This is a genomic window from Streptomyces sp. ML-6 (genome assembly GCF_030116705.1).
GTDB lineage: Bacteria > Actinomycetota > Actinomycetes > Streptomycetales > Streptomycetaceae > Streptomyces.
The window spans coordinates 2,141,412-2,163,642 of sequence record NZ_JAOTIK010000001.1 but is presented as its reverse complement, the minus strand read 5'-3'; the positions used below and the strand labels follow the sequence as shown (position 1 = coordinate 2,163,642).

Sequence of the window (22,231 nt, the reverse complement as noted above, 5' to 3'; positions counted from 1 at the left end):
GCCCGGCGGCGGCCGGAACACCGCCCGTTACCATCCGCTGTGACCGAAACGACCGAAGGACCCGCCCGCCGCACCCGCATATTCGCCGACCTGACACCGCTGAGGACCTCTCCCGACTACCGGCGGCTCTGGTTCGGGAACACGGTCTCCTGGATCGGGCAGGGGATGACCTCGCTCGCCGTGTCGCTCCAGGTCTACGACATCACCGGATCGGCCTTCTCGGTCGGACTCATCGGCTTCTGCTCGTTCCTGCCGCTCGTCGTCTTCGGACTGTACGGCGGTGCCGTAGCGGACACCCTCGACCGGCGCAAGCTGGGGCTGGTCAGCGCGGCGGGATCGTTCGGGCTCTCCGTCGTCCTGCTCGCCGCCGCCGTCGCCGGGGTGGAACAGGTGGGGCTGCTGTACGCGGTCGTGGCCCTCCAGGCGGCCTGCTTCGCCGTCAACGCACCGGCCCGCAGCTCGATGATCGCCCGGCTGCTGCCGGCCGAGCAGCTGCCCGCGGCGAACGCCCTCAACTCCATGACCAGCACCACCGGCATGCTGGCCGGGCCGATGCTCGGCGGACTCGTCGTCGGCTGGTGGGGCTACCGGGCCGCGTACACCGTCGACGTCATCACCTTCACCGCCTCGCTGTACGCGATGTGGCGGCTGCCCGCGATGCTGCCGCAGCGCGAGGAGGGCTCGGGGCACAAGCGGGCGTCCGTCGCGGACGGGCTGCGCTTCCTGGGGGCCAGGCCCAATCTGCGGATGACCTTCTTCACCGACCTGTGCGCCATGGTGCTGGCCCACCCCCGGGCGCTGTTCCCCGTCGTCGCCGTCCTCTGGTACGGGGGCGACGCGAAGACCACCGGGCTGCTGGTCGCCGCCCCCGCACTGGGCGCGCTGCTCGGCGGGGTGTTCTCCGGATGGCTGGGCCGCGTCCGGCGCCACGGCCTCGCGGTGCTGCTGGCCGTGGCCGGCTGGGGCGCGGCCGTCGCGGTCTTCGGGCTGACCCGCCAGCTCTGGCTCGGGCTGATCTTCCTGGCGCTCGCCGGATGCGCGGACAACATATCGATGGTCTTCCGCAACACCATGCTCCAGACCGCCGTGCCGGACGAGATGCGGGGACGGCTCCAGGGCGTGTTCATCGTCGTCGTGGCGGGCGGGCCCAGGCTCGGCGACTTCCTGGCCGGATCGGTCGCCGACCTGGCCTCGCCCGGCCTGGCGGTGACCGGGGGCGGGATCGCCTGTGTCGTCGCCGTGACCCTGCTGGGGCTGCGGTGGCGCGGGTTCGCACGGTACGACGCGCAGAACCCGCAGCCATGACACCGCTGCCGGGCGGGGGAAAGGCCTTGATCGGGCCCTGTGGCCCCTGCTCGGAGGCCGTGGCGCTCAGCTCGGAGCTGTGGCGCCCCGCCCGTGACTCACCCCCGCGGCGCGTCCCCGCTTCCGTCCCCGGTCCCCTCCCCGGCCCCCTCCTGCGCCGGTGCCGCCACCGAGCGGGCGAAGCCCAGTTCCACCAGGTCCTGGGGGCGCAGCCGCAGCTGGTCCGCCGTGGCCCGCACCTCCTCCGGCGGGCGCTTCAGGATCGCCGCCGCCAGTTCCGGGGCGATGACCGAGAAGTAGCTGTCCCGGGTGACGTGGGTGTTCCCCGGGGCCGCCAGCGCCAGCGCGCCGCCCGAACCGCCCTCGCCGATCACCAGGGTGGTGACGGGCACCCGGGCCCCGGCCACGGCCGCGAAGGCGTCGGCGATGGCGGCGCCCGCCCCGGCCCGCTCCGCCGCCGCGTCGTTCGCCGCGCCCGGGGTGTCGATCAGGGTGAGCACGGGCACGCCGAGCCGGTCCGCCAGCCGGATCACCCGGGCCGCCGTGCGGTAACCGGCCGGGCGGGTCGCGGTGCCGCACTGGGCGACGTACGCCACCGAGCGGCCCTCGCGCCGCCCGAAACCGCACAGCAGCCCCGGGTCCGTGCCCCCGCAGCGGTCGCCGCGCAACGGGAGCCGGTGCTCGAAGTACGCGTCCAGATACGTCTCGGCGCGCGGCCGGGACGCGGCACGCGCCTGCCGGACCGCGTCCCAGCCGGTCGCCGGGAGACCGGCGGCGGACAGGGCCTCCGGCACCGGGGCGGGCCGGGGCGCGGACTGCGGGGCGAGCGCCCGCAGCCAGCCGGCCACCGTCCCCGGCAGCTCCCCGGGCGGGACGACCGCGTCGATCTGGCCCGCGGCCAGCTGCCCCTCCGCGGTGTACGCGTGGGGGTCCGCGTCGGCGGGCCGCACCCGGGAACCGGCGAACCCGACCTGGGCGCCCGGCAGCGCCAGGATCACGTCGGCGCCCGCGCCCAGCGTGGCCCAGCCGCCGCCGGTCGTCGGGTCGCGCAGGACCGCGAGCTGCGCGGGGCCCGCCGCCCGCAGCCGCGCCGAGGCCCCGGCCACCCGCTGGAGCTGGGTCAGCGCGACCATGCCCTCCTGCATCCGGCTGCCGCCCGTCGCGATGAGCGAGACGAGCGGCAGCGACCGGGTCCGGGCGGCCTCGTACGCGGCCACCAGCCGGTCCCCGGTGCGCTGCCCCAGCGAGCCGCCCAGGAAGCCGAACTCGAACGAGACCAGGACGCAGCGCTGCCCGCCGACGGCGGCGAGGCCGTGCACGACGGACTCCGCCTCCCCGGTACGGGCGACGGCGCGGGCCCGGGAGTCCGCGTACCCGTCCCAGCACAGCGGCCCGTCCCCGGTGCGGTCGACGCCGTCGCCGGTGAGTTCCTCGAACTCCGTGGCGATCGCCGCGATCGCCGCCCTCGCCGTCAGCCGCTCAGGCACGGAGCGACCTCTTCATGATCTTGCCGAGGTCGTTGCGGGGCAGCGCGTCCAGGTAGCGGACCGTGCGGGGTCGCTTGTGCGGGGACAGCTGGGCGGCCACGTGGTCGGCCAGCTCCTCGCCGGACGGGGGAGCGGCCGGGTCGGCCGGCACCACCCAGGCGACGATCCGCTCGCCGAGGTCCGGGTCCGGCTCGCCGGTGACGGCGGCCTCGCGGACCTGCGGGTGGTCCAGCAGCGCGTTCTCGATCTCGCCGGCGCCGATCTTGTAGCCGCCGCTCTTGATCAGGTCGGTGGCCTTGCGGCCGACGATCCGCACATAGCCGTCGGGGTCGCGGGTGGCCATGTCGCCGGTGCGGAACCAGCCGTCCGCAGTGAGCGCGGCGGCCGTGGCGTCGGGGCGGTTCAGGTAGCCGAGGAAGAGGTTCGGGCCGCGCACCTGGATCTCGCCGATGGCGCCGGGGTCGGTGAGGACGGTGCCGTCCTCCTCGACCAGACGGAGTTCGACGCCGCGCAGGGGCGCGCCGACCGTGCCGGGGCGCGGCTCGCCGTCGGCCCGTACGCCGGTGTTCATCAGGGTCTCCGTCATGCCGTACCGCTCGATGACCCGGCGGCCCGTCGCCGCCGCGATCCGCTCGTGGTCGTGGACCGGCAGCGCGGCCGAGCCGGACACCAGCAGCCGGGCCCCGGCCAGCGCCTTCGCCAGCCCGGCCGCGTCCGGCGCCGCGCCGTCGAGGGCCTCGGCGAGCCGGTGGTACATCGTCGGCACGCCGAAGAGCATGGTGCCGCCGGACGACAGCTCCCGGGCCACCCCCTCGGTGCTGAACCGGCCCAGGTGCCGCACCGAGCCGCCCCGGCGCAGCGGCCCGAGCACGCCCAGGATCAGGCCGTGCACGTGGAACAGCGGCAGGGCGTGGACCAGCACGTCGTCCCCGGTCCACCGCCAGGCGTCCTCCAGCGCGTCGAGCGACGCGGCGATCGCGCGGCGCGGCAGCACCGCGCCCTTGGGCGGGCCCGTGGTGCCGGAGGTGTAGACGATCAGCGCGGGGGACTCGGGGGAGGGCTCGGGGAACTCGGCGAACGGGCCCTCCCCGGCCGTGTCGACGTCGATGCGGTCCAGCGCGTCGAGCACCGGCGGGAGCGCGTCGCCCGCCCCGGCCAGCACCACGGCCGGGGCGCTGTCGGCCACGATGTGGGCGAGTTCGCGGGTGCCCGTCTTCGGGTTCAGCGGCACCGCGGGCACCCCGGCCCGCAGCGCGGCCACCACGGCGACCACCGTCGCGGGGGTGGGCGTGGCCCATACGGCGACCCGTCCGGCATCCGCGAGACGCCCGGCGAGCGCGGTGGAAGCGGCGGCCAACTGGTCGTAGGTCATGGCGTGTTCGCCGAATCGGACGGCTTCCCGGGTCGAACCGTCGGACGGCACAGACAGAAGAGGAGTCACCCACCGCACCCTAGCGAGGTGGCGGGCCCCACCACCCGCCGTACGTTCCGTGACACCGCGCACACGTCCCGGCCGGAGCGCGTGCGCGGGCGCACAGGCGCGCGGAACGGTCCACGGCCGTCCCGGGCCGCGGCATCGTCGCGAGGGCGCGTGCGCGGGCGCCTGGGGCGGGCGGGCCTGCTCGGCGTTCCCGGAAGAACGGTCCACGACCGTCCGGCGGCCTCACTCCCGCCGGACGGTCCGCATCCGGCCGTACGCGTACACGCATCCCGCGAGCGCCAGGTCCGACAGCAGCATGAAGCCGATCGAGTACGAGTCCTTCGCGCTGTAGATCGCCCCCATCACCAGCGGCGGCACGAAACCGCCCAGGCCGCCCGTCGCCCCGACGATCCCGGTCACGCTGCCCACCTGGGCCTGCGGCGTCACCTGGGAGACCAGGGCGAAGATGCTGCCGCTCGACGTGCCCAGGCCCGCCGCCATGCAGAGCAGCGCGATCGTGCCGCCCGGGGCCAGCGGCGGGTCGAACGCCTGGACGATCGCCATCAGGGCGGCCAGGCCGAGCGCCGCCGCCGTGACCAGGGCCGGGTGGACGCGGTCCGACAGCCAGCCGCCGATCGGCCGGAAAATGACCGTGACCAGGGCGAACCCGGCGGCCTTCGTGCCGGCGTCGGTGGGCGACAGGTCGTACCAGGTCTTCAGGTACGTGGGGAGGTAGACGCCGAACGCGACGATTCCGCCGAAGCCGATCGCGTACAGCGCGGACAGCTCCCAGGTGACCCGCAGCCGTCCCGCGCCGGCCAGCCGGCGGCCGAGGGACTCCTTCGGCACCACCCGGTCGGGCCGGTCGCCGATCAGCACCGCGGCCAGCGCCGCGTAGACCACGAGCGCCGCCGCGACCACCAGGAACGGCAGGTTGTCGCCGCGCTCGGCGATCCGCGGGGTGAAGTACCCGGACAGGGCCACCCCGCCCATGCCCATCCCGAACACCCCGAGCGCGAGACCCCGCTTGGCCGGGGGGAACCACGAGTTGACCAGCGGGATGCCGATCGCGAACGTGGTGCCGCCCAGGCCCAGCAGGAAGCCCACCGCGAGCATCGCGCCGTACGACTCCCTCGCCGGGATCAGCAGCAGCACGGGCACGACGGTGAGCGCCGAGACCAGCGGGAACATCAGCCGGGCGCCGTACTTGTCGGTGAGCGCGCCGACCGGCACCCGCCCCACCGAACCGACCAGCACCGGCACCGCGACCAGCAGCGACTGCTCGAACGAGGACAGGCCGAGCCGCTCCTTGAAGTCCCCGGCCAGCGGAGCGATCAGGTTCCAGGCCCAGAAGGTCAGCCCGAACCCGATCGTGGCCATCACGAGGTTGCGGTAGGCGGCCGCGGACGGTGCGTCGACCGGGGCGGAAGCCTGCTTGACGGCGGTATCCACCCCCTCAGTCAAGGGCGTACGGCGGTCGCGGGCCCGCCGGAATGCGCCATGCGGGGCAACGCTGCCGGGGACGGACCCCCGGCCGGCGGGCGCCCCGGCCACGCCGCGCACCGTCGCGAATCGGACAAAGCTGAGACAATCGCAGTATGGACCGGCTGGACAGGGAGATCCTCGGCATCCTCCAGGAGGACGCCCGGATCTCGTACCGCGACCTGGGCGTGCGGGTCGGGCTCAGCGCCAACGCCGCGGCCGACCGGGTGCGGCGGTTGCGCCGGGACGGCGTCATCCGGGGCTTCACCGTGATCATCGACCCGGCCGCCGACACCCGCACCGGTCTCGTCGTCTTCATCGACGTGACCCTGCGGATCGACACGACGAACGAGACGTTCGAGCGGGCGGTGCTCGCCCTGCCCGGCATCACCGAGGTGGTCCATGTCACCGGCGGCCACGACTACCTGGTACGGGCCACCGTCGCCGACACCGCGGCCCTTGACGGGCTGCTGCGCAGACTCAAGCGGGAGGCCGGAGTCGCGCACTCCAACACCCGGGTCGCGCTCAGGGCGGCGCCCGCGAGGTGAGGACCCGGGCGACGAGGAGACGGGCGGTGCCCACCGGGCCGCCGGGTTCCGGGGGCGGTGCCCACCGGGCCGCCGGACCCCCGGGTTCTCCGGGCCGCCGAGCCCCCGGGTTCTCCGGGGCGGTGCCCACCGGCGTTCTCCGGGGCGGCGCCCGCCGGGTTTCAGAGCGGTTCCTGCCAGGTGAAGGTCGCCGGGCGCGAGCCGTCCTCCTCGCGGCCGTCGTCGGCGACCGTCAGCCGGACCGCGGTCCGCCCGTCCGGGAGGGCGGCCGTCGCGTCCACCTCCACCTCGATCGCCGACACCCCGGCCCGCCGGTGCGCGGCGGCGAGGGAGCCCCGCAGCGCGGTGAGCAGCCGGCCGGCCACGGGATCCCGGACCAGGGCGTCGACCGCCCCGGTGAAGTGCACCGACGGCTGGAAGCCCAATACGACGGCGGCGCCCCCGGTCTCCCGCAGCACCCGGCCGCGAAAGGTGGCGGGCGCCTCGGCGGGCGGCTGCTGGAGGGCGAAGATCGTCGTCCGCACCTCCTGGATGGTGGAGTCCAGCTCGTCGACCGCCCTGTCGAGCAGCTCGCCCGTCTCCGGGGCGACGGCCCTGCGGCGGGTCGACTCCAGCATCATCTCGGTCGCGAACAGCCGCTGCACCACGAGGTCGTGCAGATCGCGGGCGATCCGGTCCCGGTCCTCGTACACCGCCAGCTGCTCCCGGTCGTGCTGGGCGGCCGCCAGCACCAGCGCGAGCGCGGCCTGCGAGGCGAACTGCGAGGCCAGCAACCGCTCCGTGCCCGTGTACGGGCGGGCGCCGCGCCGCCGGGGCAGGGCGAGGGTGCCGATCAGCCGGCCGCCGCTGCGCAGCGGCAGCATCATGCTGGGACCGAACCGCGACCGCACATGCGTCGTCATCCGGGGATCGGTGGCCGAGTCCTCGATGAACACCGGTTCCCCGCCCAGTAGTTGGACCAGCACGTCGGAGCCGGGCGCGATGGTCGTACCGACGAGGCCGGCCGGGTCGTCGAGCGTGGACGCGGTGACGATCTCCATGCCGCCCTCCGCGTTCGGCTGGAGGATGACCCCGGCGGACGCGTCGGCCAGCACCCGGGCGCCCTCGGCGACGGTCGTCAGCGCGTCGGCCGGGTGCCCGCCGCTCAGCAGCGCGGTGGTGACGGCGGCGGCCCCCTCGATCCAGCGCTCCCGCTGCCGGGCCGCCTCGTACAGCCGGGCGTTGGCGATCGCGATCCCGGCCTGCGAGGCCAGCGCCTTCAGCACCGCCGCGTCCGCGTCGGTGAAGAGGCCGACGCGCTTGTTGGTGAGGTAGAGGTTGCCGAAGACCTGATCGTGCACCCGGATCGGCGCCCCGAGGAAGGACCGCGCCGGCGGATGGCCCGGCGGCACCCCGCAGGCACGAGGGTCGGCGCCCAGGCCGTCGGAGCGCACCGGCTCCGGCGCGCCGACGAGGGTGCCGAGCATCCCCGAGTGTCCGTCCGGGAAGTCGCCGATGCGCCGCCGCTCGGCCTCGTCGAGACCCGAGGTGAACAACTCGCCGATGGTGCCGCGCTCCTGGTCGAGCACGCCGAGCGCGCCCTGCCGGGCCCCGGTCAGGGCGGTCGTGGTGTCCACGATCTGCTGGAGGGTGGCCCGCAGCCCGAGGTCGGTGCCGATGCTGAGCACCGCCTCCAGGAACATCGGCAGCCCGGACGTCGCGGGCGGGGGTTCCGTCTCCTCGGGCACGCGTCGCGCCCCCCTTCGTGCTCAGCAGGCGAGCGGGTCGAGGACCATCGGCTCGATCCGGCCGTCCAGCATGGCACCGAGTCCCAGTACCGCGCAGACGTCCGGCCGTTCCGCGATGTGCACCTGCATGCCCGTCGCGTCCCGCAGCATCTGGTCGAGGCCGGGCAGCAGGGCGCTGCCGCCGACCATCATGATCCCGCAGTCCACGAGGTCGGCCACCAGGTCGGGCGGGCAGTCGCGGAGGATCTTGCCGAGCCCGTCCAGGACACCGGTGAGCGGGGCGTGGATGGCCTGGCGCACGGCCGCCGTCTCGACCCGCACCGAGCGGGCCAGGCCCGTCGCCACGTCCCGGCCGTGGATCTCGGTCGTGGCGGGCCCCCGCGAGGTCAGGCCGCCGCCGCTGAGCGCCAGTTGCAGCGGGCGCACGGACTGGCTCGGCAGCATCAGGGCGTGGTGCTGGCGCAGGTACTGGATCACCGCGTGGTCGATGGCGTCGCCGCCGACCGGGATGCGTACCGCGCTCACGATCGAACCGAGCGAGAGCACCGCGATCTGGGTGGTCGCCGCCCCGCACACCATGATCATGGTCGCGGTCGGCTGCTCCACCGGCAGCCCGCAGCCCACGGCCGCCGCGATCAGGGTGTCGACCAGCTCGACCCGCCGGGCGCCGAGCCCGACCAGGGTCTCCACGGCGGCCCGCTGGGCGAGCGGATCGCTGTCGTGCGGGGTGCAGGCGGCGGCCCGCAGCCAGGGCTTGCGGCGCAACTGGCGGCGGAGCTTCTCGCCGAGCAGATGGCGGAGCATGCGCTGGGCCATCTCGATGTCGATGACGGTCCCGCCGGAGACCGGGCGGGTCACCCGGATGTAGTCGGGGGTGCGGCCCGTCATCTGCTCGGCGAGCGCCCCGACCGCGATGAGCGAGCCGGTACGCGTGTTCACCGCGGCCACGCTCGGCTCGTCCACGACGAGCCCGAGCCCCTTGACGTACACCCGGGTCCGGGCGGCCCCGAGGTCGACGGCGACATGGCAACGGCGCAGCTGCTCAAGACTGACGGTCACGGCAGGTTCTCCCGGGGGCGCGGACGGGTGGGCACCGGACGGGCTGCGACCGGTTCTCTCTCGCATGGTGCGCCCTGGGCCGCCGCGGCGCGCGCTGGGAGGCTCCGGAGGAGGGTACGGAGCTGACGCCCCGACAGGAAACGCGGCGGTACGCCCCGTCCCACCTCCCCGGTGAAGGAGCCCCTGGAGGGCCGGGCGGTCTCCTCGGCGAAGAAGCCTCCGAGGGGCCGGGCGCGGTCTCCTCGCCGAAGAGGTCGTCAGCCGCCGGAGGGGCCCGGCCGCTCGGGCAGGAGCTCCGGGCCGCCCAGCATCCGTCGCAGCAGGTCCCGCAGCAGTGCGCGGTCCCCGTCCGACAGCCGGGCCAGCGGCTCCCGCGCGAAGGTGAGCGACTCGCGCAGCTCCCGCGCGATCCGCGCACCCTGCTCCGTCGGGGCGGCCAGCTTCACCCGCCGGTCGGTGGGGTCGGGCCTGCGCTCCACCAGGCCGCGGGTCTCCAGGCGGTCGACGATGCCCGTGACGTTCGACGGCTCGCACTTCAGCTTCCGGGCGATCCGGCGCATGGGCATCGGCTCCAGCGCGAGCAGCCCGAGCACGCGGGCCTGCGCACCGGTGAGCGAGTGGGCCGCGGCGGCCTCGTCGTACTCCTCGTAGTAGCGCGCCACGACGGTGCCGATGAGCTCGACGACTTCGAGGGTCAGAGGGTCTGTTGGAGGGGTGGGCATGACACCCAGGATAGCCGGTTGCTTGACAAGGTGAAATATTTAGAAGCATGGTTGTTTCACATCATGAAGTATTTTGTCCGCCGGACCGGTGACAGGCCGAGGCGGGCCGGGCCCGCGCGGACCCGGCCCGGCGAACGCTCCGGCCCGGCCGGGCCGGAGCCCACCCCCTGAGCCATTGAGGAGAACCCGAGCCATGCCCGCAGCACTTCCCGCGTCCGGCCGCGAATGGCACCTCGTCGCCCGCCCCCACGGCTGGCCGAAGGCCGAGGACTTCGCGCTGCGCGAGGCCCCGGTCGCCGCCCCCGGCGAGGGCCGCGTCCTCGTCCGCAACCAGTACTTCTCGGTCGACCCGTACATGCGCGGCCGGATGAACGACATGAAGTCGTACGTCCCGCCCTTCAAGCTCGACCGGCCCATGGACGGCGGCGCGGTCGGCGAGGTCATCGCCTCGAACGCGGAGGGCATCGAGGTCGGCGACCACGTCCTGCACGGGCTCGGCTGGCGCGAGTACGCCGACGTCCCGGCCGAGCACGCCGTGAAGGTCGACCCGTCCGCCGCCCCGCTCTCCGCCTACCTCGGCGTGCTCGGCATGACCGGGCTCACCGCCTACGCGGGCCTCTTCGACGTCGCCTCCTTCAAGGAGGGCGACGCCGTCTTCGTCTCCGGCGCGGCCGGCGCGGTCGGCAGCCAGGTCGGCCAGATGGCGAAGCTCAGGGGCGCCTCCCGGGTCATCGGCTCGGCCGGCTCCGACGAGAAGGTCGAGCTCCTCGTGGCGGAGTACGGCTTCGACGCCGCCTTCAACTACAAGAACGGCCCCGTGGCCGAGCAGCTGAGCGAGGCCGCCCCCGACGGCATCGACGTCTACTTCGACAACGTCGGCGGCGAGCACCTCGAAGCGGCGATCTCCGCCCTCAACCCGCACGGCCGCATCACCGTCTGCGGCATGATCGCCCAGTACAACGCCACCGGGCCGACGCCCGGCCCGCGCAACCTCGCCCTCGTCATCGGCAAGCGGCTGCGCATCCAGGGCATGCTCGTCGGCGACCACGCCGACCTCCAGCCGCAGTTCGTCCGGGAGGTCGCCGGCTGGCTGGCCTCGGGCGAGCTGAAGTACCGCGAGACCACCGTCGAGGGCATCGAGAACGGCTTCGACGCCTTCCTCGGTCTGCTCCGCGGCGAGAACACCGGAAAGATGGTCGTCTCCCTCGTCTGACCGCCGCTCCGGCGCACCCGTCACGTCCCGGGCCGGGCCCGGGACGCCGCTGACAACCACGGGCGGGACCGTTTAGTCTCGTCGGCAGGCCGCCGCGATCGTGGGCGCGAGTCGCGGCGCACAGCAGGAGGAATCCGCACCATGACCATTCAGGACATCAACGTCCTCTACACCGCCGTCGCCACCGCCGAGAACGGCCGCGACGGCCGCGTCTCGTCCGACGACGGCAAGCTCGACGTCGTCGTCAACCCGCCCGTGGCCATGGGCGGCAGTGGCGCGGGCACCAACCCGGAGCAGCTCTTCGCGGCGGGCTACAGCGCCTGCTTCCAGGGCGCGCTGGGCGTCGTGGCCCGCCAGGAGAAGGCGGACATCTCCGGCTCCACGGTGACCGCCGCGGTCGGCATCGGCAAGACCGCCGAGGGCGGCTTCGGCCTGGAGGTCGCGATCACCGCGACCATTCCGAACGTCGACGCCGACACCGCGCGGGCACTCGTCGAGAAGGCCCACCAGGTGTGCCCGTACTCGAACGCCACGCGCGGCAACATCAAGGTCGAGCTGTCGGTCGCCTGACCCGTCCGCCCGTCCGCCCGTTCGCTCGCTCGCGCCGGGGGCCGCATCCCGCAGGGGGTGCGGCCCCCGGCCGTGTTCCCGAAGCCCCGGACCGCCCGGCCCCGGCTTCCTGTTCGAAGGCCCCCGCCGGTCCCAGTACCCTGACGCCATGCGTGATCTTGGGGCGGGCTTCGGCTACTTGATAAAGGGACAGCGCTGGGTCGGACGGCACGGGCGCTGGTTCGGCTTCGGGCTGCTGCCCGGACTCGTCACGCTCGTGCTGTACGTGGCGGCGTTCATCGGTCTCGGGTACGGCGCCGACGACTTGGTGGGCTGGGCGACCCCGTTCGCCGACGACTGGTCCTCGCCCTGGCAGGGGCTGCTCCGCACCACCCTGACCGTGCTGGTCTTCGGCCTCGGACTGTTCCTCGCCGTGATCACGTTCACCGCCGTGACGCTGCTGGTCGGCCAGCCCTTCTACGAATCGCTGTCCGAGCAGGTGGACCGCACCGAGGGCGGCGAGGTCCCCGAGTCCGGGCTGCCGCTCTGGCGGGAACTGTGGATCTCAGCCCGGGACAGCGTCCGGGTCCTGGTGCGGGTGGGGCTCTACTCGACGCTGCTCTTCGCCCTCGGGTTCGTCCCGGTCCTCGGCCAGACCGTCATCCCCGCGCTCGGCTTCTGCGTCACCGGCTACTTCCTCTGCGAGGAGCTGACCGCCGTCGCGCTCCAGCGCCGCGGCATGGAGCTGAGGAAACGGCTCGTGCTGCTCCGCAGCCGACGCGCCCTGGTCCTCGGCTTCGGGGTGCCGCTGGCGCTGGTCTTCCTGATCCCGTTCGTCGCGGTGTTCCTGATGCCGGGCGCCGTCGCCGGGGCCACCCTGCTGGCCCGGGACCTGGTGCGGGCCGACGGCACGGGCGGGGACGAGGAGGGCGACGGGGACCGGGCGCGGGGCGGGACCGGGGCGCCGAACCCGTACGACCCCGACCGGGATTGAGGGCCCGCCCGCCCCGCCCCCGGCTAGGCGGTGTGCACCTCCAGCGCCGTCCTGACCGCCGACTCCAACGCCCCCTCGATCCAGGCCGGCTTGACCGAGGTGTGGCAGCCCGCGAAGTGCAACGGCCCCTCGACCGACCGCGCATGGGCGAACAGTTCGGTGTGCTGGCCGGGCAGCAGCACCGACGCCTCGCCGTACGCGTACGGGTCGCGCATCCACGACTGGGTGGCGCCGACGCCCGTGTAGAACACCTCGACGCGCTGCCCGTACACGTCCTGCACCCCGGACAGGGCGAGCGGATAGCGCTCGGCGTCGTCCAGCGAGTCCCACTTCAACGCGTCGTCGGACCAGCTGTACGAGGCGAGGAGGACCCCGCCCGCGCTGCCCTCGACCGGGTGGGACGGCTGGAACATGAAGCGGTTGGGGTTGTCGGTGACCGAACCGCCGCCGATGACGTGCGCCGCCTCGGACTGGCCGCGGGCGGTGGCCCGGTGCGCCGCGTAGTGCACGCGCTGGTCGGGCGGGATGTGGCCGGGCGGCACCGAGGGGTGGGCGCCCAGCAGCGAACCGTCGGCCGGTGCCCCGCCCAGCCGGTAGGCGTCGTACAGACCGGGCTCGATCCGCTCCAGCTCGGCCTTCCAGTCCTTCTCCTCGAACTCCCACCAGCGGCGGCTGAATTCGAGCAGCACCTTGGTCGCCGCGTCGTAGTGGATCTCGGTGATCGCGCGCCGCTTGCCGTACGAGAGCAGGGGCGTGACCGGGATGTGGCGCAGCCCGGAGAACGGCACGGTGACGATCGCCCGGTCGCCGGTGAACGTCTGGCGCACCAGCGGCCTGCCGTCGCGGCCCTCGGACACCGTCTCGACCCGGACCCCGTCCTCGCCGTGGCTGATCCGGGTGGCCCGGCGGTCCAGCCGCACCAGGTCCTCGACCCGCTCGTACATCGCGTCGGCGAGGACGCCCGTGCCGCCCGGCAGCTCGAAGAACGCGGTGTCCGGGCTGATCAGGGAGGCCCCGATGAAGCTGTGCACGAAGGCGAGGTGGAGTCGGGAGGTGAGGTTCTCCACCGTGCCGACGAGGGCGACGGTGCGCTCGTCGAGCTTGGCGGCCTCGGTCAGGAACCGGAACATCGACCAGTGCCCGTACCGCTGGATCACCCGCGCCCAGCCCTCGACCAGCTCCCGGCCCTCCTTGCCCTCGAACTCCTTGCGGACCGGGGCGAACGCCTCGCGCACGATCGTCGCGGCGGGCTTGTCCTCGAACTCGGCGGGGACGCCGAACGAACGGTTGACCGCCCGGGGCTTTCGCACGTAGTCGGCCTTGCGCATCCGGACTCCGTTGACGTGGATCCAGGCGCGGTTGACGTGCCGCCCCTCGGCGTCGACGTCCACCAGGTGGAAGCGGCGGCGCTTCAGGCCGAGGCCGTCGATGAGCCCGGTGACCAGCGGATGGCTGTCGGGGATCCGCATGGCGCCGGCCTCGGCGTACTGCTTCGGGTCGGCGAAGGGCGCCTTGGCGTTCTCGTGGCCGCCCTTGCGGAAGGTCTTGATCCGGCCGCCGACGCGGTTGCCGTTGGCCTCGATGACGGTGACGGAGTGCCCGGCCCCGCGCAGCAGATGGGCGGCGGTGAGCCCGGCCGGGCCGGCGCCGACGATCAGCACCTTCTTGGGGGGCCTGCCGCTGCGGGGCAGACCCTTGGACAGCAGGATGTCGCGGTAGCGGGGGACCAGCGGCTGGTCCTGCCCGTCGCGTACGAGGATGGCGCGGGCGACGTCCAGGCAGGCGTTCCAGTCCGACGCGGCGGCCGCGGGCGCGAGCGCGGTGCCGGAGTCGGGAAGGGCGTCGGCGGCGCCCGGCGCGGCGGCGTCCGCGGTACCGGCCGCGCCCGCGGCGAGGGCGGCGGCACCGGCGGCGGCGCCGGTGAGCAGGGTGCGGCGGGAGGGCAGGCCGGACGAGGGTCCGGCGGGCTGGGAAATCATGCGGCCAACCCTGGGACCCGCCGGAGGGCGGACCACGCCCGGACGCGCGTAGACCGACCGGAAATCACCCGCAGGTGCCTTGTCGCGTTCGCCGTACTGACGCCTCCTCGGGCCGCCTCACGGGGCGGGGGAGCGCGGCGCGTCGTCCGGTCCGCCCGGCCGCAGCAGGGCCAGGAAGTCCTCGAACGCCGTGGGCATGTCCACCGATTCCGGGTCCAGCAGCCACTGGTACTGGAGCCCGTCCAGCACCGCCACGAGCAGCGGCGCCGCGCGCTCCGGCGTCAGCCCGCCCGGCAGCCGCTCGCCGTGCTCGGCGCGCAGGATCGCCGCCATGCTCGCCCGGACCTGGGTGTAGCGGCGGGTGAAGAACTCCCGCGCGGGATGACCTTCCGTCACGCTCTCGCCCAGCAGCGCCGAGAACGTCTGGACAATGCCGGGACGCATCGCGTTGTACTCGACGAGGGAGGCCAGCAGCTCGATCCGCCAGACGCCGTCGCTCCGCGTGCAGCCGCCGGTGTCCCACTGGTCCCGCTCCTCCAGCACCGCGACGAGCAGCGCCTCCTTGGTCGGGAAGTAGTGCAGCAGGCCCTGCTGGCTGAGGCCGACCCGCTCGGCGACGGCGCTCAGGGAGGCGCCGCGGTAGCCGCGTTCGGCGATCACTTCGAGAGCCGCCCGGACGATCTCCGCCCGCCGCTCCGTGCTTCTGGCCCGCGCCATCTCCCCGGCCCCTTCCGGCACGCCATCGGTCCCCGTCCCCCCGGACCGCACCGTACGCCATCCCGGAAAATGACGAAATGGTAACGAAACCTACCGATCTACCGGTCACGGGGGCGAGGATGGGAGACGTCCAGCGCAGAAAAACCCGACGAGGAGGTACGGCCGTGGCGGACACGTCCACACCCAGCAACCCCGATGCGGTCCGCGAGGCCGCGGTCGAAGCGGCGCTTGCCGCGCTGGGACTCGACGACAAGGCCCGGCTCCTGGCCGGTCAGGACATGTGGTCCCTGCCCGCGATCCCCGCCGTCGGGCTGCGCTCCCTGGTGATGTCCGACGGGCCGATCGGCGTCCGCGGCGTCTCCTGGAGCGCCGACGACCCGTCCGTCGCCCTGCCCTCGCCCACCGCGCTCGCCGCGACCTGGGATCCGGCACTGGCCCGCCGGGCCGGCCGGCTGCTCGCCCAGGAGGCCCGCCGCAAGGGGGTGCACGTGCTGCTCGCCCCGACCGTCAACCTCCACCGCTCCCCGCTCGGCGGACGTCACTTCGAGGCGTACAGCGAGGACCCGTACCTCACCGGCGAGATCGGCACCGGCTACGTGCGCGGGGTGCAGGACGGCGGCGTCGGCACGACCGTCAAGCACTTCGTCGCCAACGACGCCGAGACCGACCGCTTCACCGTCGACAACGTCGTCGCCCCGCGCGCACTGCGCGAGGTCTACCTGGCCCCCTTCGAACGGATCGTCAGGAACGCCCACCCCTGGGGCATCATGTCCGCCTACAACCGGGTCAACGGCTCCACCATGACCGAGCACCACCACCTGCAGAACACGGTGCTGCGCGACGAATGGGGCTACGACGGCTTCGTCGTCTCCGACTGGCTGGCCGCCCGCTCCACCGTCGGCGCCGCCCGCGGCGGACTCGACGTCGCGATGCCCGGCCCCAGGACGGTGTACGGGAAGGCGCTCGCCGACGCCGTACGGGCCGGGCAGGTCGAGGAGTCCGTCGTCGACGGCGCCGTGCGCAACGTGCTGCGGCTGGCCGCCCGCGTCGACCTCCTGGACGGTGCCCCGCCCGTCGTCGACCCGGCCGCCCGCCCCGGCCCCCTCGACGGCGACGACCTGGCCCGCGAGATCGCCCGCCGCTCCTTCGTCCTGGTCCGGAACGAGGCGCGCGCCGACGGCCGCGCCGCCCTGCCCCTCGACGTCGGCGCCGTCCGCCGGGTCGCGCTCAGCGGGGCGCTCGCCCGGGACGCCCGGGTCCTCGGCGGCGGCTCCGCCCAGGTCTACCCGCACCACGTCGTCACCCCGCTGGACGGCCTCGCCGCGGCCCTCCCCGACGGGACGCTCGACTACCGGGTCGGCGCCGACCCGAACGACGAACTCGTCCCCGCCCACCGGGGCTTCGAGCTCCGGGCCGTCTGCCGCGACGCCGACGGCACCGTCATCGGCTCCGCCCCGCTGCACGACGGCACCCTCCAGTGGCTCGGCGACGACCTCCCCGCCGGCGTCACCCGCGAACGGCTGCACAGCGTCGAGATCACCGGCACCTTCGTCCCGCGCGACAGCGGCGAGCACGTCTTCGGCACCCGGGGCACCGGGGCGCTCACCCTCACCGTCGCCGACGAGACCCTGTACGACGGCGTCCACCGGGTCACCGGCTCCGCCGACCCCGGCGAGGCGTTCTTCGGCAACCCCCTGGAACGCGGCCGGATCACCCTCGCCGCCGGCGAACCCGTCCACGTCTCGCTGCGCCAGGTCCCCGAGACCCTGGCCGGGGACGGACCGATCCTCGGCGTCTCGTTCTCCCTCTGCCACCTCGGCCCGCGCCGCGACCCCGACGAGCTGATCGCCGAGGCCGTCGAGGCGGCCCGCGGCGCGGACGCCGCGATCGTCGTCGTCGGCACCACCGAACGCGTCGAGTCCGAGGGCTTCGACCGCACCGACCTGAGGCTCCCCGGCCACCAGGACGAACTCGTCGCCGCCGTCGCCGCCGTCAACCCCCGCACCGTCGTGGTCGTCAACTCCGGCTCCCCGGTGGAACTCCCGTGGCGCGAGGAGGTGGCCGCCGTGCTGCTCGGCTGGTTCCCCGGCCAGGAGGCCGGCCACGCGCTGGCCGACGTCCTGCTGGGCGCCGAGGAACCCGGCGGCCGGCTGCCCACCACCTGGCCGGTCGCGCTGGCCGACGCCCCCGTCTCCTCCACCACCCCCACCGACGGCCGACTCCACTACGACGAGGGCGTCTTCGTCGGCTACCCGGCCTGGGAGAAGGCCGGCACCGAGCCCGCCTACCCCTTCGGCCACGGACTCGGCTACACCACCTGGGAGTACGAGAGCCTGGTGGCCGACCAGGACTCCGTCACCGTCCGCGTCCGCAACACCGGCACCCGGCCGGGCGCCGAGACCGTCCAGGTCTACCTGGCGCCCCGGCACGCCGACCCCGGCCGCCCCGCCCGCCGGCTGGCCGGCTTCGCCCGGGTCGAGGCGGCCCCCGGCGAGAGCGCCGACGCGGTGATCGCGCTGGAGCGGCGCGCGTACGAGATCTGGGACGAGGAGGCGTACGACTGGGTCCTGGTCCCCGGCGCGTACGAGGTGCAGGCGGCCCACTCGCTCGGCGACGTGCGCCGCACGGCGGTCGTCGAGATCGAGGAGTAACCGCCAGGAGCGGAGGAACCCCCGGGCGGCGGCCGCCCGCCGCCCGGCGTTCCCTCGTACCGTCCGGCTCAGCGCACCGAGAACCCGTACACGGTCGTCGAGACGAACTCCTCGCCCGGCCGCAGCACCGTGCTCGGGAACTCCGGCCGGTTCGGGGAGTCCGGGAAGTGCTGGGTCTCCAGCGCCACCCCGGCGCACGGGCCGAACGGCCGCCCGTCGAAGTGGTCCGCCGTGTACAGCTGGAGGCCCGGCTCCGTCGTCGCGACGGTCAGCACCCGCCCCGAGCCCGCGTCGTACAGCTCGGCCACCGGACCCGGACCGTCCGCGTCCAGCACGAAGTTGTGGTCGTAGGCCGGGCCGAGCGGACGCGGCGCCCGGAAGTCGAACCGGGTCCCCTCCACCGGCAGGAACTCGCCCGTGGGCAACGACTCGGCGTCCACCGGGGTGATCCGCCCCGCCGCGATCCGCAGCTCCTGCCCCAGCGCGCTGCCGCCGCCGGCGCCCGCCAGGTTCCAGTACGTGTGGTTGGTCGGGTTCAGCACCGTCGGGGCGTCCGTCGTGGCCCGGTACGTGATCCGCAGCGCCCCGCCCTCGTCCAGGGTGTACGCCACCGACATCGTCAGCCGCCCCGGGAAGCCCTCCTCGCCGTCCTCGGAGACCAGCAGCAGCTCGACGCCGTCACCGGCCACCTCCCGGGCCCGCCACACGCGCTTGTCGAAGCCCCTGGCCCCGCCGTGCACCTGGTTGCGCCCCTCGTTGGGCGTCACCCGGTGGGTACGCCCGTCCAGTTCGAACCGGGCCCCGCCGATCCGGTTCGCGTACCGCCCGACCAGCGCGCCGAAGTACGGCCCGGTGAACGTCTCGTACCCGGCGAGGTCCGGCAGCCCGAGCGCGACGTCCGCCCGCGCCCCCTCCCGGTCCGGCACCTCCACCGACTGCACGATGCCGCCGTACGTCAGCACCCGCACCCGCGTGCCGTCCCGCTCCAGCGTCCAGCGGTGCACCGGGGTGCCGTCCGCGAGGGTGCCGAACTCTTCCGTGCGCACAGCCGTGCCCGAACCAGTGATCATGGTCGACGACCCTACGCGGGCGGCCGGGCCGCCGTGACGTTGCGGTACGCGATCTCCGCCAGCCGCGCCTGCCCGTCCCGCCCCGGATGGAACCAGTCCCACCGGCTGAGCTGCGCGCCGGTGAACGGGTAGCCGAAGACCGCCCCGCCGTCGTAGCGGCAGCGCAGGTCCTTCGCACAGACCTCCCGGAGCACCTCGTTGTACGCCACGACCCGCTCGCGCACCGAGCCCCGCCGGGCCACCGCCGCCGCACCCATGTCGTCCGCGTCGCCCAGCATCGACCGGCAGATCCCCAGCTTCCAGATCTGCTTGCCCAGCGGGTTCCCGCGCCCCATGGACCAGAGCCGCTTCAGGTCCGGCACGCTCGACACGTACACCTGGGCCTTCGGGGCCCCGGCCCGCAGCCGGCGCATCGACATCTCGAAGGACGTGCGGAAGTCCTCCACCGGCGTCATGTGCCGGGCCGAGTCCCGGCAGGCGTCATTGGCGCCGATCATCACCGTCACCAGATCGGGTTTCTCCTCCGCGGCCAGCGCCATCTGCTCCGGCAGCTGCGCGATCCGGGCCCCCGTCTCCGCGTGGTTCCAGCTCCGGGCCGCGGCCCCCGACGCCCCCAGCAGCCGCACGGCCAGGCTGCGCACCACCTGGTCCGTGCCGGTCGCCCACGACACCTCCGGGCAGTCCGTCAGCACCGAACAGGCGTCGAAGCCCCGGGTGATGGAGTCGCCCACGGCGGCCACCGAACCGGGACTGCGGTCCCACACCGGAGCGGGCCTTGCCGCGGGCTTCCGGCCGGCCGCCCCCTTCGTCGTCCCGTCGGGTCCGGAGTCACAGCCGGACAGGGCGGCCGTGCCCAGCAGTGAGGCCACCGCCAAGGCGGCCGCCGCGGTACGCGACCGTCGGCGGACGGAACGATCCTGCATCCTCGGATCCTTTCGCTCGTGCCCCGGCGACCCCGTGTGGCACCGGTGGGAAAGCCCCGCCGCCCCGGCGGGTGAAAGCTGCGCGAATGATGTGCCCGGGACCGACCGTACGTCACACCCCGGGCGCCCCCGCGCGGTAGCTTTTCCTCGTCGAACCAGCCACGCTTCCCCGGCCCGGCTCCACTCGGGTGGCATTCCGTAAATCACACCACGTCACATACTTTCCCTTTTCAGGAGTTTCACCCCGATGCTGTTTACTGATGACGACCTCGGGAGCCGGCCGGGAAGAGGCGGCACGGGCGCGAGGCCGCTGGGGAAGGCGAACTTCGTCCCACACTGGAGGTCCCGGTGACGACACGTGGAGTTCTGTACGTTCACTCCGCACCGCGCGCGCTCTGCCCCCACGTCGAATGGGCGGTGGCGGGTGTCCTCGGGGTACGGGTCCAGCTGGACTGGATCAGACAACCCGCCGCCCCCGGCACCTGGCGGTCCGAATTCTCCTGGCAGGGCCGCCCCGGCACGGCCTCCGAGCTGGCCTCCTCGCTGCGCGGCTGGGACCTGCTGCGGTTCGAGGTGACGGCCGAGCCGAGCCCCGCCGCGGAGGGCGAGCGCTACAGCTCCACCCCCGGCCTGGGCATCTTCCACGCGGTCACCGGGGTGCACGGCGACATCCTGGTGCCCGAGGACCGGCTGCGGGCGGCGCTCGCACGGTCCGCGCGGGGCGAGACGGAACTGGCGGCCGAGATCGCCAAGCTGCTCGGCAAGCCGTGGGACGACGAACTGGAGTCCTTCCGGCACGCGGGCGAGGGCGCGCCCGTGCGGTGGCTGCACCAGGTGGTGTGAGGGCCGGAAACGGCCCGGAACGGGCCCCGGGGGGCGTGCGGCACCGGGAAACCCCCGCCGGGCGCCCCCGCAACACTCCCGTGCAACCGAAGACATCCCTCCTGCGGCCGAGGAGATCTCCTTTCGTGACCGAAGGCATCCTTCCCGCGGCGAACGAGGACCGTTGCCGCAACCGAAGAGGCCCGCCTCCCCACGAAGCGTGGGGAGGCGGGCCTCTTCATGACCGGCCGGGGGCCGCGGGTCAGACGCTGCGGAACGCCAGGACCACGTTGTGCCCGCCGAAGCCGAACGAGTTGTTGATCGCGGCGATCGAACCCTCGGGCAGCGGTCGCGGCTCGTCGCGCACGATGTCCGCCTCCACGGCCTCGTCGAGGTCGTTCACGTTGATCGTGGGCGGGGCCATCCGGTGGTGCAGCGCCAGGACCGTGGCCACGGTCTCGATGCCGCCGGCGCCACCGAGGAGGTGCCCGGTCATCGACTTCGTCGCGGAGATCGCGACGTGGTCGAGGTCGTCGCCCAGCACCTTGCGCAGGGCCTTCAGCTCGGCGACGTCGCCCTGCGGCGTCGAGGTGGCGTGCGCGTTGAGGTGCACGACCTCGGACGGCTTGAGGTCCGTCTGCTCCAGCAGGTTCTCCATCGCGGCGGCGATACCGCGGCCGGTCGGCTCGGGCTGCGCGATGTGGTGCGCGTCCGCGGACAGGCCCTGGCCCAGCACCTCGCAGTACACCTTGGCGCCGCGCGCGGCGGCGTGCTCCGCGGACTCCAGGACGACGACGCCCGCGCCCTCGCCGAGGACGAAGCCGTCCCGGCCGGTGTCGTACGGGCGGGAGGCCTTCTCGGGCTCCTCGTTGTTCTTGGACATCGCCATCATGTTGGCGAACGCGGCGATCGGCAGCGGGTGGATCGCCGCCTCCGTGCCACCGGCGAGGACCACGTCGGCACGGCCGGTGCGGATCATCTCGACGGCGTACCCGATCGCCTCGGCGCCCGAGGCGCAGGCGGAGACCGGCGTGTGCACACCGGCCTGGGCGTTGACCTCCAGGCCGACGTTGGCCGCCGGGCCGTTGGGCATGAGCATGGGAACGGTGTGCGGGGAGACGCGGCGTACGCCCTTCTCCTTCAGCACGTCGTACTGGTCGAGCAGGGTGATCACGCCGCCGATGCCGGAGGCGATGACCGAGCCCAGCCGCTCGGGCTGGATCTTCTCGTCCTCACCGGCCTTGCCGGTGAAGCCGGCGTCCGCCCACGCCTCGCGGGCCGCGATCAGCGCGAACTGCGCCGAGCGGTCCAGCTTGCGGGCGAGCGGGCGGGGCAGTACCTCGCCAGGGTCGACGGCCGCGAGGGCGGCGATCCGGACGGGGAGTTCGGCGAAACGTTCGCCCTCGAGAGGCTTGACGCCGGAACGACCGGCCATCAGACCTTCCCAGGTCGACGCCGAGTCGCCACCCAGCGGAGTGGTTGCGCCGATACCGGTGACGACCACGGTGCGATTGGTCGAGTTCACTGGAAAATCTTCTCCACGTGTAGAGGGTCGTGAATCAG

18 protein-coding genes are annotated in these 22,231 nt (G+C 74.0%); 7 read left to right on the top strand and 11 right to left on the bottom strand.

All coding sequences use genetic code 11. The annotated features are described in order from the left end of the window. Positions 1-39 precede the first annotated feature (39 nt). Complete coding sequence (locus OCT49_RS09555; protein WP_283851459.1) at positions 40-1,305, top strand: MFS transporter; 1,266 nt, start codon at positions 40-42, stop codon at positions 1,303-1,305. Between the two features lie 98 nt (positions 1,306-1,403). On the opposite strand, the gene OCT49_RS09550 is transcribed toward OCT49_RS09555, so the two are convergent. The 3 genes from OCT49_RS09550 to OCT49_RS09540 all read right to left on the bottom strand — a co-directional run bounded on the left by OCT49_RS09550 (position 1,404) and on the right by OCT49_RS09540 (position 5,664). Further along, complete coding sequence (locus OCT49_RS09550) at positions 1,404-2,792, bottom strand: carboxyl transferase domain-containing protein (protein WP_502963351.1); 1,389 nt, start codon at positions 2,790-2,792, stop codon at positions 1,404-1,406. Then, positions 2,785-4,242 carry an acyl-CoA synthetase gene (locus tag OCT49_RS09545; protein WP_502963350.1) on the bottom strand — a complete coding sequence of 486 codons (1,458 nt, stop codon included), beginning with the start codon at positions 4,240-4,242 and terminating at the stop codon, positions 2,785-2,787. Before OCT49_RS09545 ends, OCT49_RS09550 begins: the two co-directional genes overlap by 8 nt. A 213-nt stretch (positions 4,243-4,455) precedes the next feature. After that, positions 4,456-5,664: an MFS transporter gene (locus tag OCT49_RS09540; protein WP_283851457.1), complete on the bottom strand. Its 1,209-nt coding sequence runs from the start codon at positions 5,662-5,664 to the stop codon at positions 4,456-4,458. Between the two features lie 146 nt (positions 5,665-5,810). Here OCT49_RS09540 and OCT49_RS09535 point away from each other — a divergent pair, with 146 nt between their 5' ends. Beyond that, on the top strand, positions 5,811-6,242 hold the full coding sequence (locus tag OCT49_RS09535) for an Lrp/AsnC family transcriptional regulator (protein ID WP_073787381.1): 432 nt from the start codon (positions 5,811-5,813) through the stop codon (positions 6,240-6,242). 161 nt (positions 6,243-6,403) lie between these two features. On the opposite strand, the gene OCT49_RS09530 is transcribed toward OCT49_RS09535, so the two are convergent. The 3 genes from OCT49_RS09530 to OCT49_RS09520 form a co-directional block, all read right to left on the bottom strand. Beyond that, a complete protein-coding gene (locus tag OCT49_RS09530; RefSeq protein ID WP_283855733.1) occupies positions 6,404-7,924 on the bottom strand; it encodes a GAF domain-containing sensor histidine kinase in 1,521 nt (506 codons plus the stop codon). Between the two features lie 66 nt (positions 7,925-7,990). Further along, a complete protein-coding gene (locus tag OCT49_RS09525; protein WP_283851456.1) occupies positions 7,991-9,028 on the bottom strand; it encodes a rod shape-determining protein in 1,038 nt (345 codons plus the stop codon). A gap of 257 nt (positions 9,029-9,285) precedes the next feature. Continuing rightward, positions 9,286-9,750: a MarR family winged helix-turn-helix transcriptional regulator gene (locus tag OCT49_RS09520; protein WP_283851455.1), complete on the bottom strand. Its 465-nt coding sequence runs from the start codon at positions 9,748-9,750 to the stop codon at positions 9,286-9,288. A 193-nt stretch (positions 9,751-9,943) separates the two neighbouring features. Between OCT49_RS09520 and OCT49_RS09515 the strand changes: the two genes are divergently transcribed. From OCT49_RS09515 to OCT49_RS09505, 3 genes are all read left to right on the top strand, one after another. Continuing rightward, entirely contained in the window at positions 9,944-10,963 is a 1,020-nt protein-coding gene (locus tag OCT49_RS09515; RefSeq protein WP_283851454.1) for an NADP-dependent oxidoreductase, read from the top strand. A gap of 141 nt (positions 10,964-11,104) precedes the next feature. After that, on the top strand, positions 11,105-11,533 hold the full coding sequence (locus tag OCT49_RS09510; protein WP_283851453.1) for an organic hydroperoxide resistance protein: 429 nt from the start codon (positions 11,105-11,107) through the stop codon (positions 11,531-11,533). 148 nt (positions 11,534-11,681) lie between these two features. After that, positions 11,682-12,506: an EI24 domain-containing protein gene (locus OCT49_RS09505; RefSeq protein ID WP_283851452.1), complete on the top strand. Its 825-nt coding sequence runs from the start codon at positions 11,682-11,684 to the stop codon at positions 12,504-12,506. 23 nt (positions 12,507-12,529) lie between these two features. Here the strand turns inward: OCT49_RS09505 and lgoX are convergent, their stop codons facing one another. Both lgoX and OCT49_RS09495 read right to left on the bottom strand, forming a co-directional pair. After that, positions 12,530-14,485, bottom strand: coding sequence for an L-glutamate oxidase LgoX (gene lgoX / locus OCT49_RS09500; protein WP_283851451.1), 1,956 nt, complete (start codon positions 14,483-14,485; stop codon positions 12,530-12,532). Between the two features lie 117 nt (positions 14,486-14,602). Next, positions 14,603-15,202, bottom strand: a complete 600-nt coding sequence (locus tag OCT49_RS09495) for a TetR/AcrR family transcriptional regulator (protein ID WP_283851450.1) — start codon at positions 15,200-15,202, stop codon at positions 14,603-14,605. 119 nt (positions 15,203-15,321) lie between these two features. Between OCT49_RS09495 and OCT49_RS09490 the strand changes: the two genes are divergently transcribed. Further along, entirely contained in the window at positions 15,322-17,853 is a 2,532-nt protein-coding gene (locus OCT49_RS09490; protein ID WP_502963455.1) for a glycoside hydrolase family 3 protein, read from the top strand. 68 nt (positions 17,854-17,921) lie between these two features. On the opposite strand, the gene OCT49_RS09485 is transcribed toward OCT49_RS09490, so the two are convergent. Both OCT49_RS09485 and OCT49_RS09480 read right to left on the bottom strand, forming a co-directional pair. Next, the gene (locus OCT49_RS09485; protein ID WP_283851448.1) at positions 17,922-18,923 is read right to left on the bottom strand and encodes an aldose epimerase family protein; all 1,002 of its coding nucleotides are present in this window, start codon (positions 18,921-18,923) and stop codon (positions 17,922-17,924) included. 11 nt (positions 18,924-18,934) lie between these two features. Then, positions 18,935-19,846: an SGNH/GDSL hydrolase family protein gene (locus OCT49_RS09480; RefSeq protein ID WP_283851447.1), complete on the bottom strand. Its 912-nt coding sequence runs from the start codon at positions 19,844-19,846 to the stop codon at positions 18,935-18,937. Between the two features lie 348 nt (positions 19,847-20,194). On the opposite strand from OCT49_RS09480, the gene OCT49_RS09475 reads away from it, so the two are divergent. Next, the gene (locus OCT49_RS09475) at positions 20,195-20,689 is read left to right on the top strand and encodes a DUF3145 domain-containing protein (protein WP_283851446.1); all 495 of its coding nucleotides are present in this window, start codon (positions 20,195-20,197) and stop codon (positions 20,687-20,689) included. A 241-nt stretch (positions 20,690-20,930) separates the two neighbouring features. Here OCT49_RS09475 and fabF read toward each other — a convergent pair whose 3' ends face one another. Beyond that, positions 20,931-22,193, bottom strand: a complete 1,263-nt coding sequence (gene fabF / locus OCT49_RS09470) for a beta-ketoacyl-ACP synthase II (protein WP_283851445.1) — start codon at positions 22,191-22,193, stop codon at positions 20,931-20,933. Positions 22,194-22,231 lie beyond the last annotated feature (38 nt).

Bases quoted from the DNA above. Each gene is read 5' to 3' on its own strand.
- OCT49_RS09535 (WP_073787381.1), top strand. From the start codon at position 5,811: ATGGACCGGCTGGACAGGGAGATCCTCGGCATCCTCCAGGAGGACGCC.
- OCT49_RS09530 (WP_283855733.1), bottom strand. From the start codon at position 7,924: ATGTTCCTGGAGGCGGTGCTCAGCATCGGCACCGACCTCGGGCTGCGG.
- OCT49_RS09520 (WP_283851455.1), bottom strand. From the start codon at position 9,750: ATGCCCACCCCTCCAACAGACCCTCTGACCCTCGAAGTCGTCGAGCTC.
- OCT49_RS09515 (WP_283851454.1), top strand. From the start codon at position 9,944: ATGCCCGCAGCACTTCCCGCGTCCGGCCGCGAATGGCACCTCGTCGCC.
- OCT49_RS09510 (WP_283851453.1), top strand. From the start codon at position 11,105: ATGACCATTCAGGACATCAACGTCCTCTACACCGCCGTCGCCACCGCC.
- OCT49_RS09505 (WP_283851452.1), top strand. From the start codon at position 11,682: ATGCGTGATCTTGGGGCGGGCTTCGGCTACTTGATAAAGGGACAGCGC.
- lgoX (WP_283851451.1), bottom strand. From the start codon at position 14,485: ATGATTTCCCAGCCCGCCGGACCCTCGTCCGGCCTGCCCTCCCGCCGC.
- OCT49_RS09495 (WP_283851450.1), bottom strand. From the start codon at position 15,202: ATGGCGCGGGCCAGAAGCACGGAGCGGCGGGCGGAGATCGTCCGGGCG.
- OCT49_RS09490 (WP_502963455.1), top strand. From the start codon at position 15,322: ATGGGAGACGTCCAGCGCAGAAAAACCCGACGAGGAGGTACGGCCGTG.
- OCT49_RS09485 (WP_283851448.1), bottom strand. From the start codon at position 18,923: ATGATCACTGGTTCGGGCACGGCTGTGCGCACGGAAGAGTTCGGCACC.
- OCT49_RS09480 (WP_283851447.1), bottom strand. From the start codon at position 19,846: ATGCAGGATCGTTCCGTCCGCCGACGGTCGCGTACCGCGGCGGCCGCC.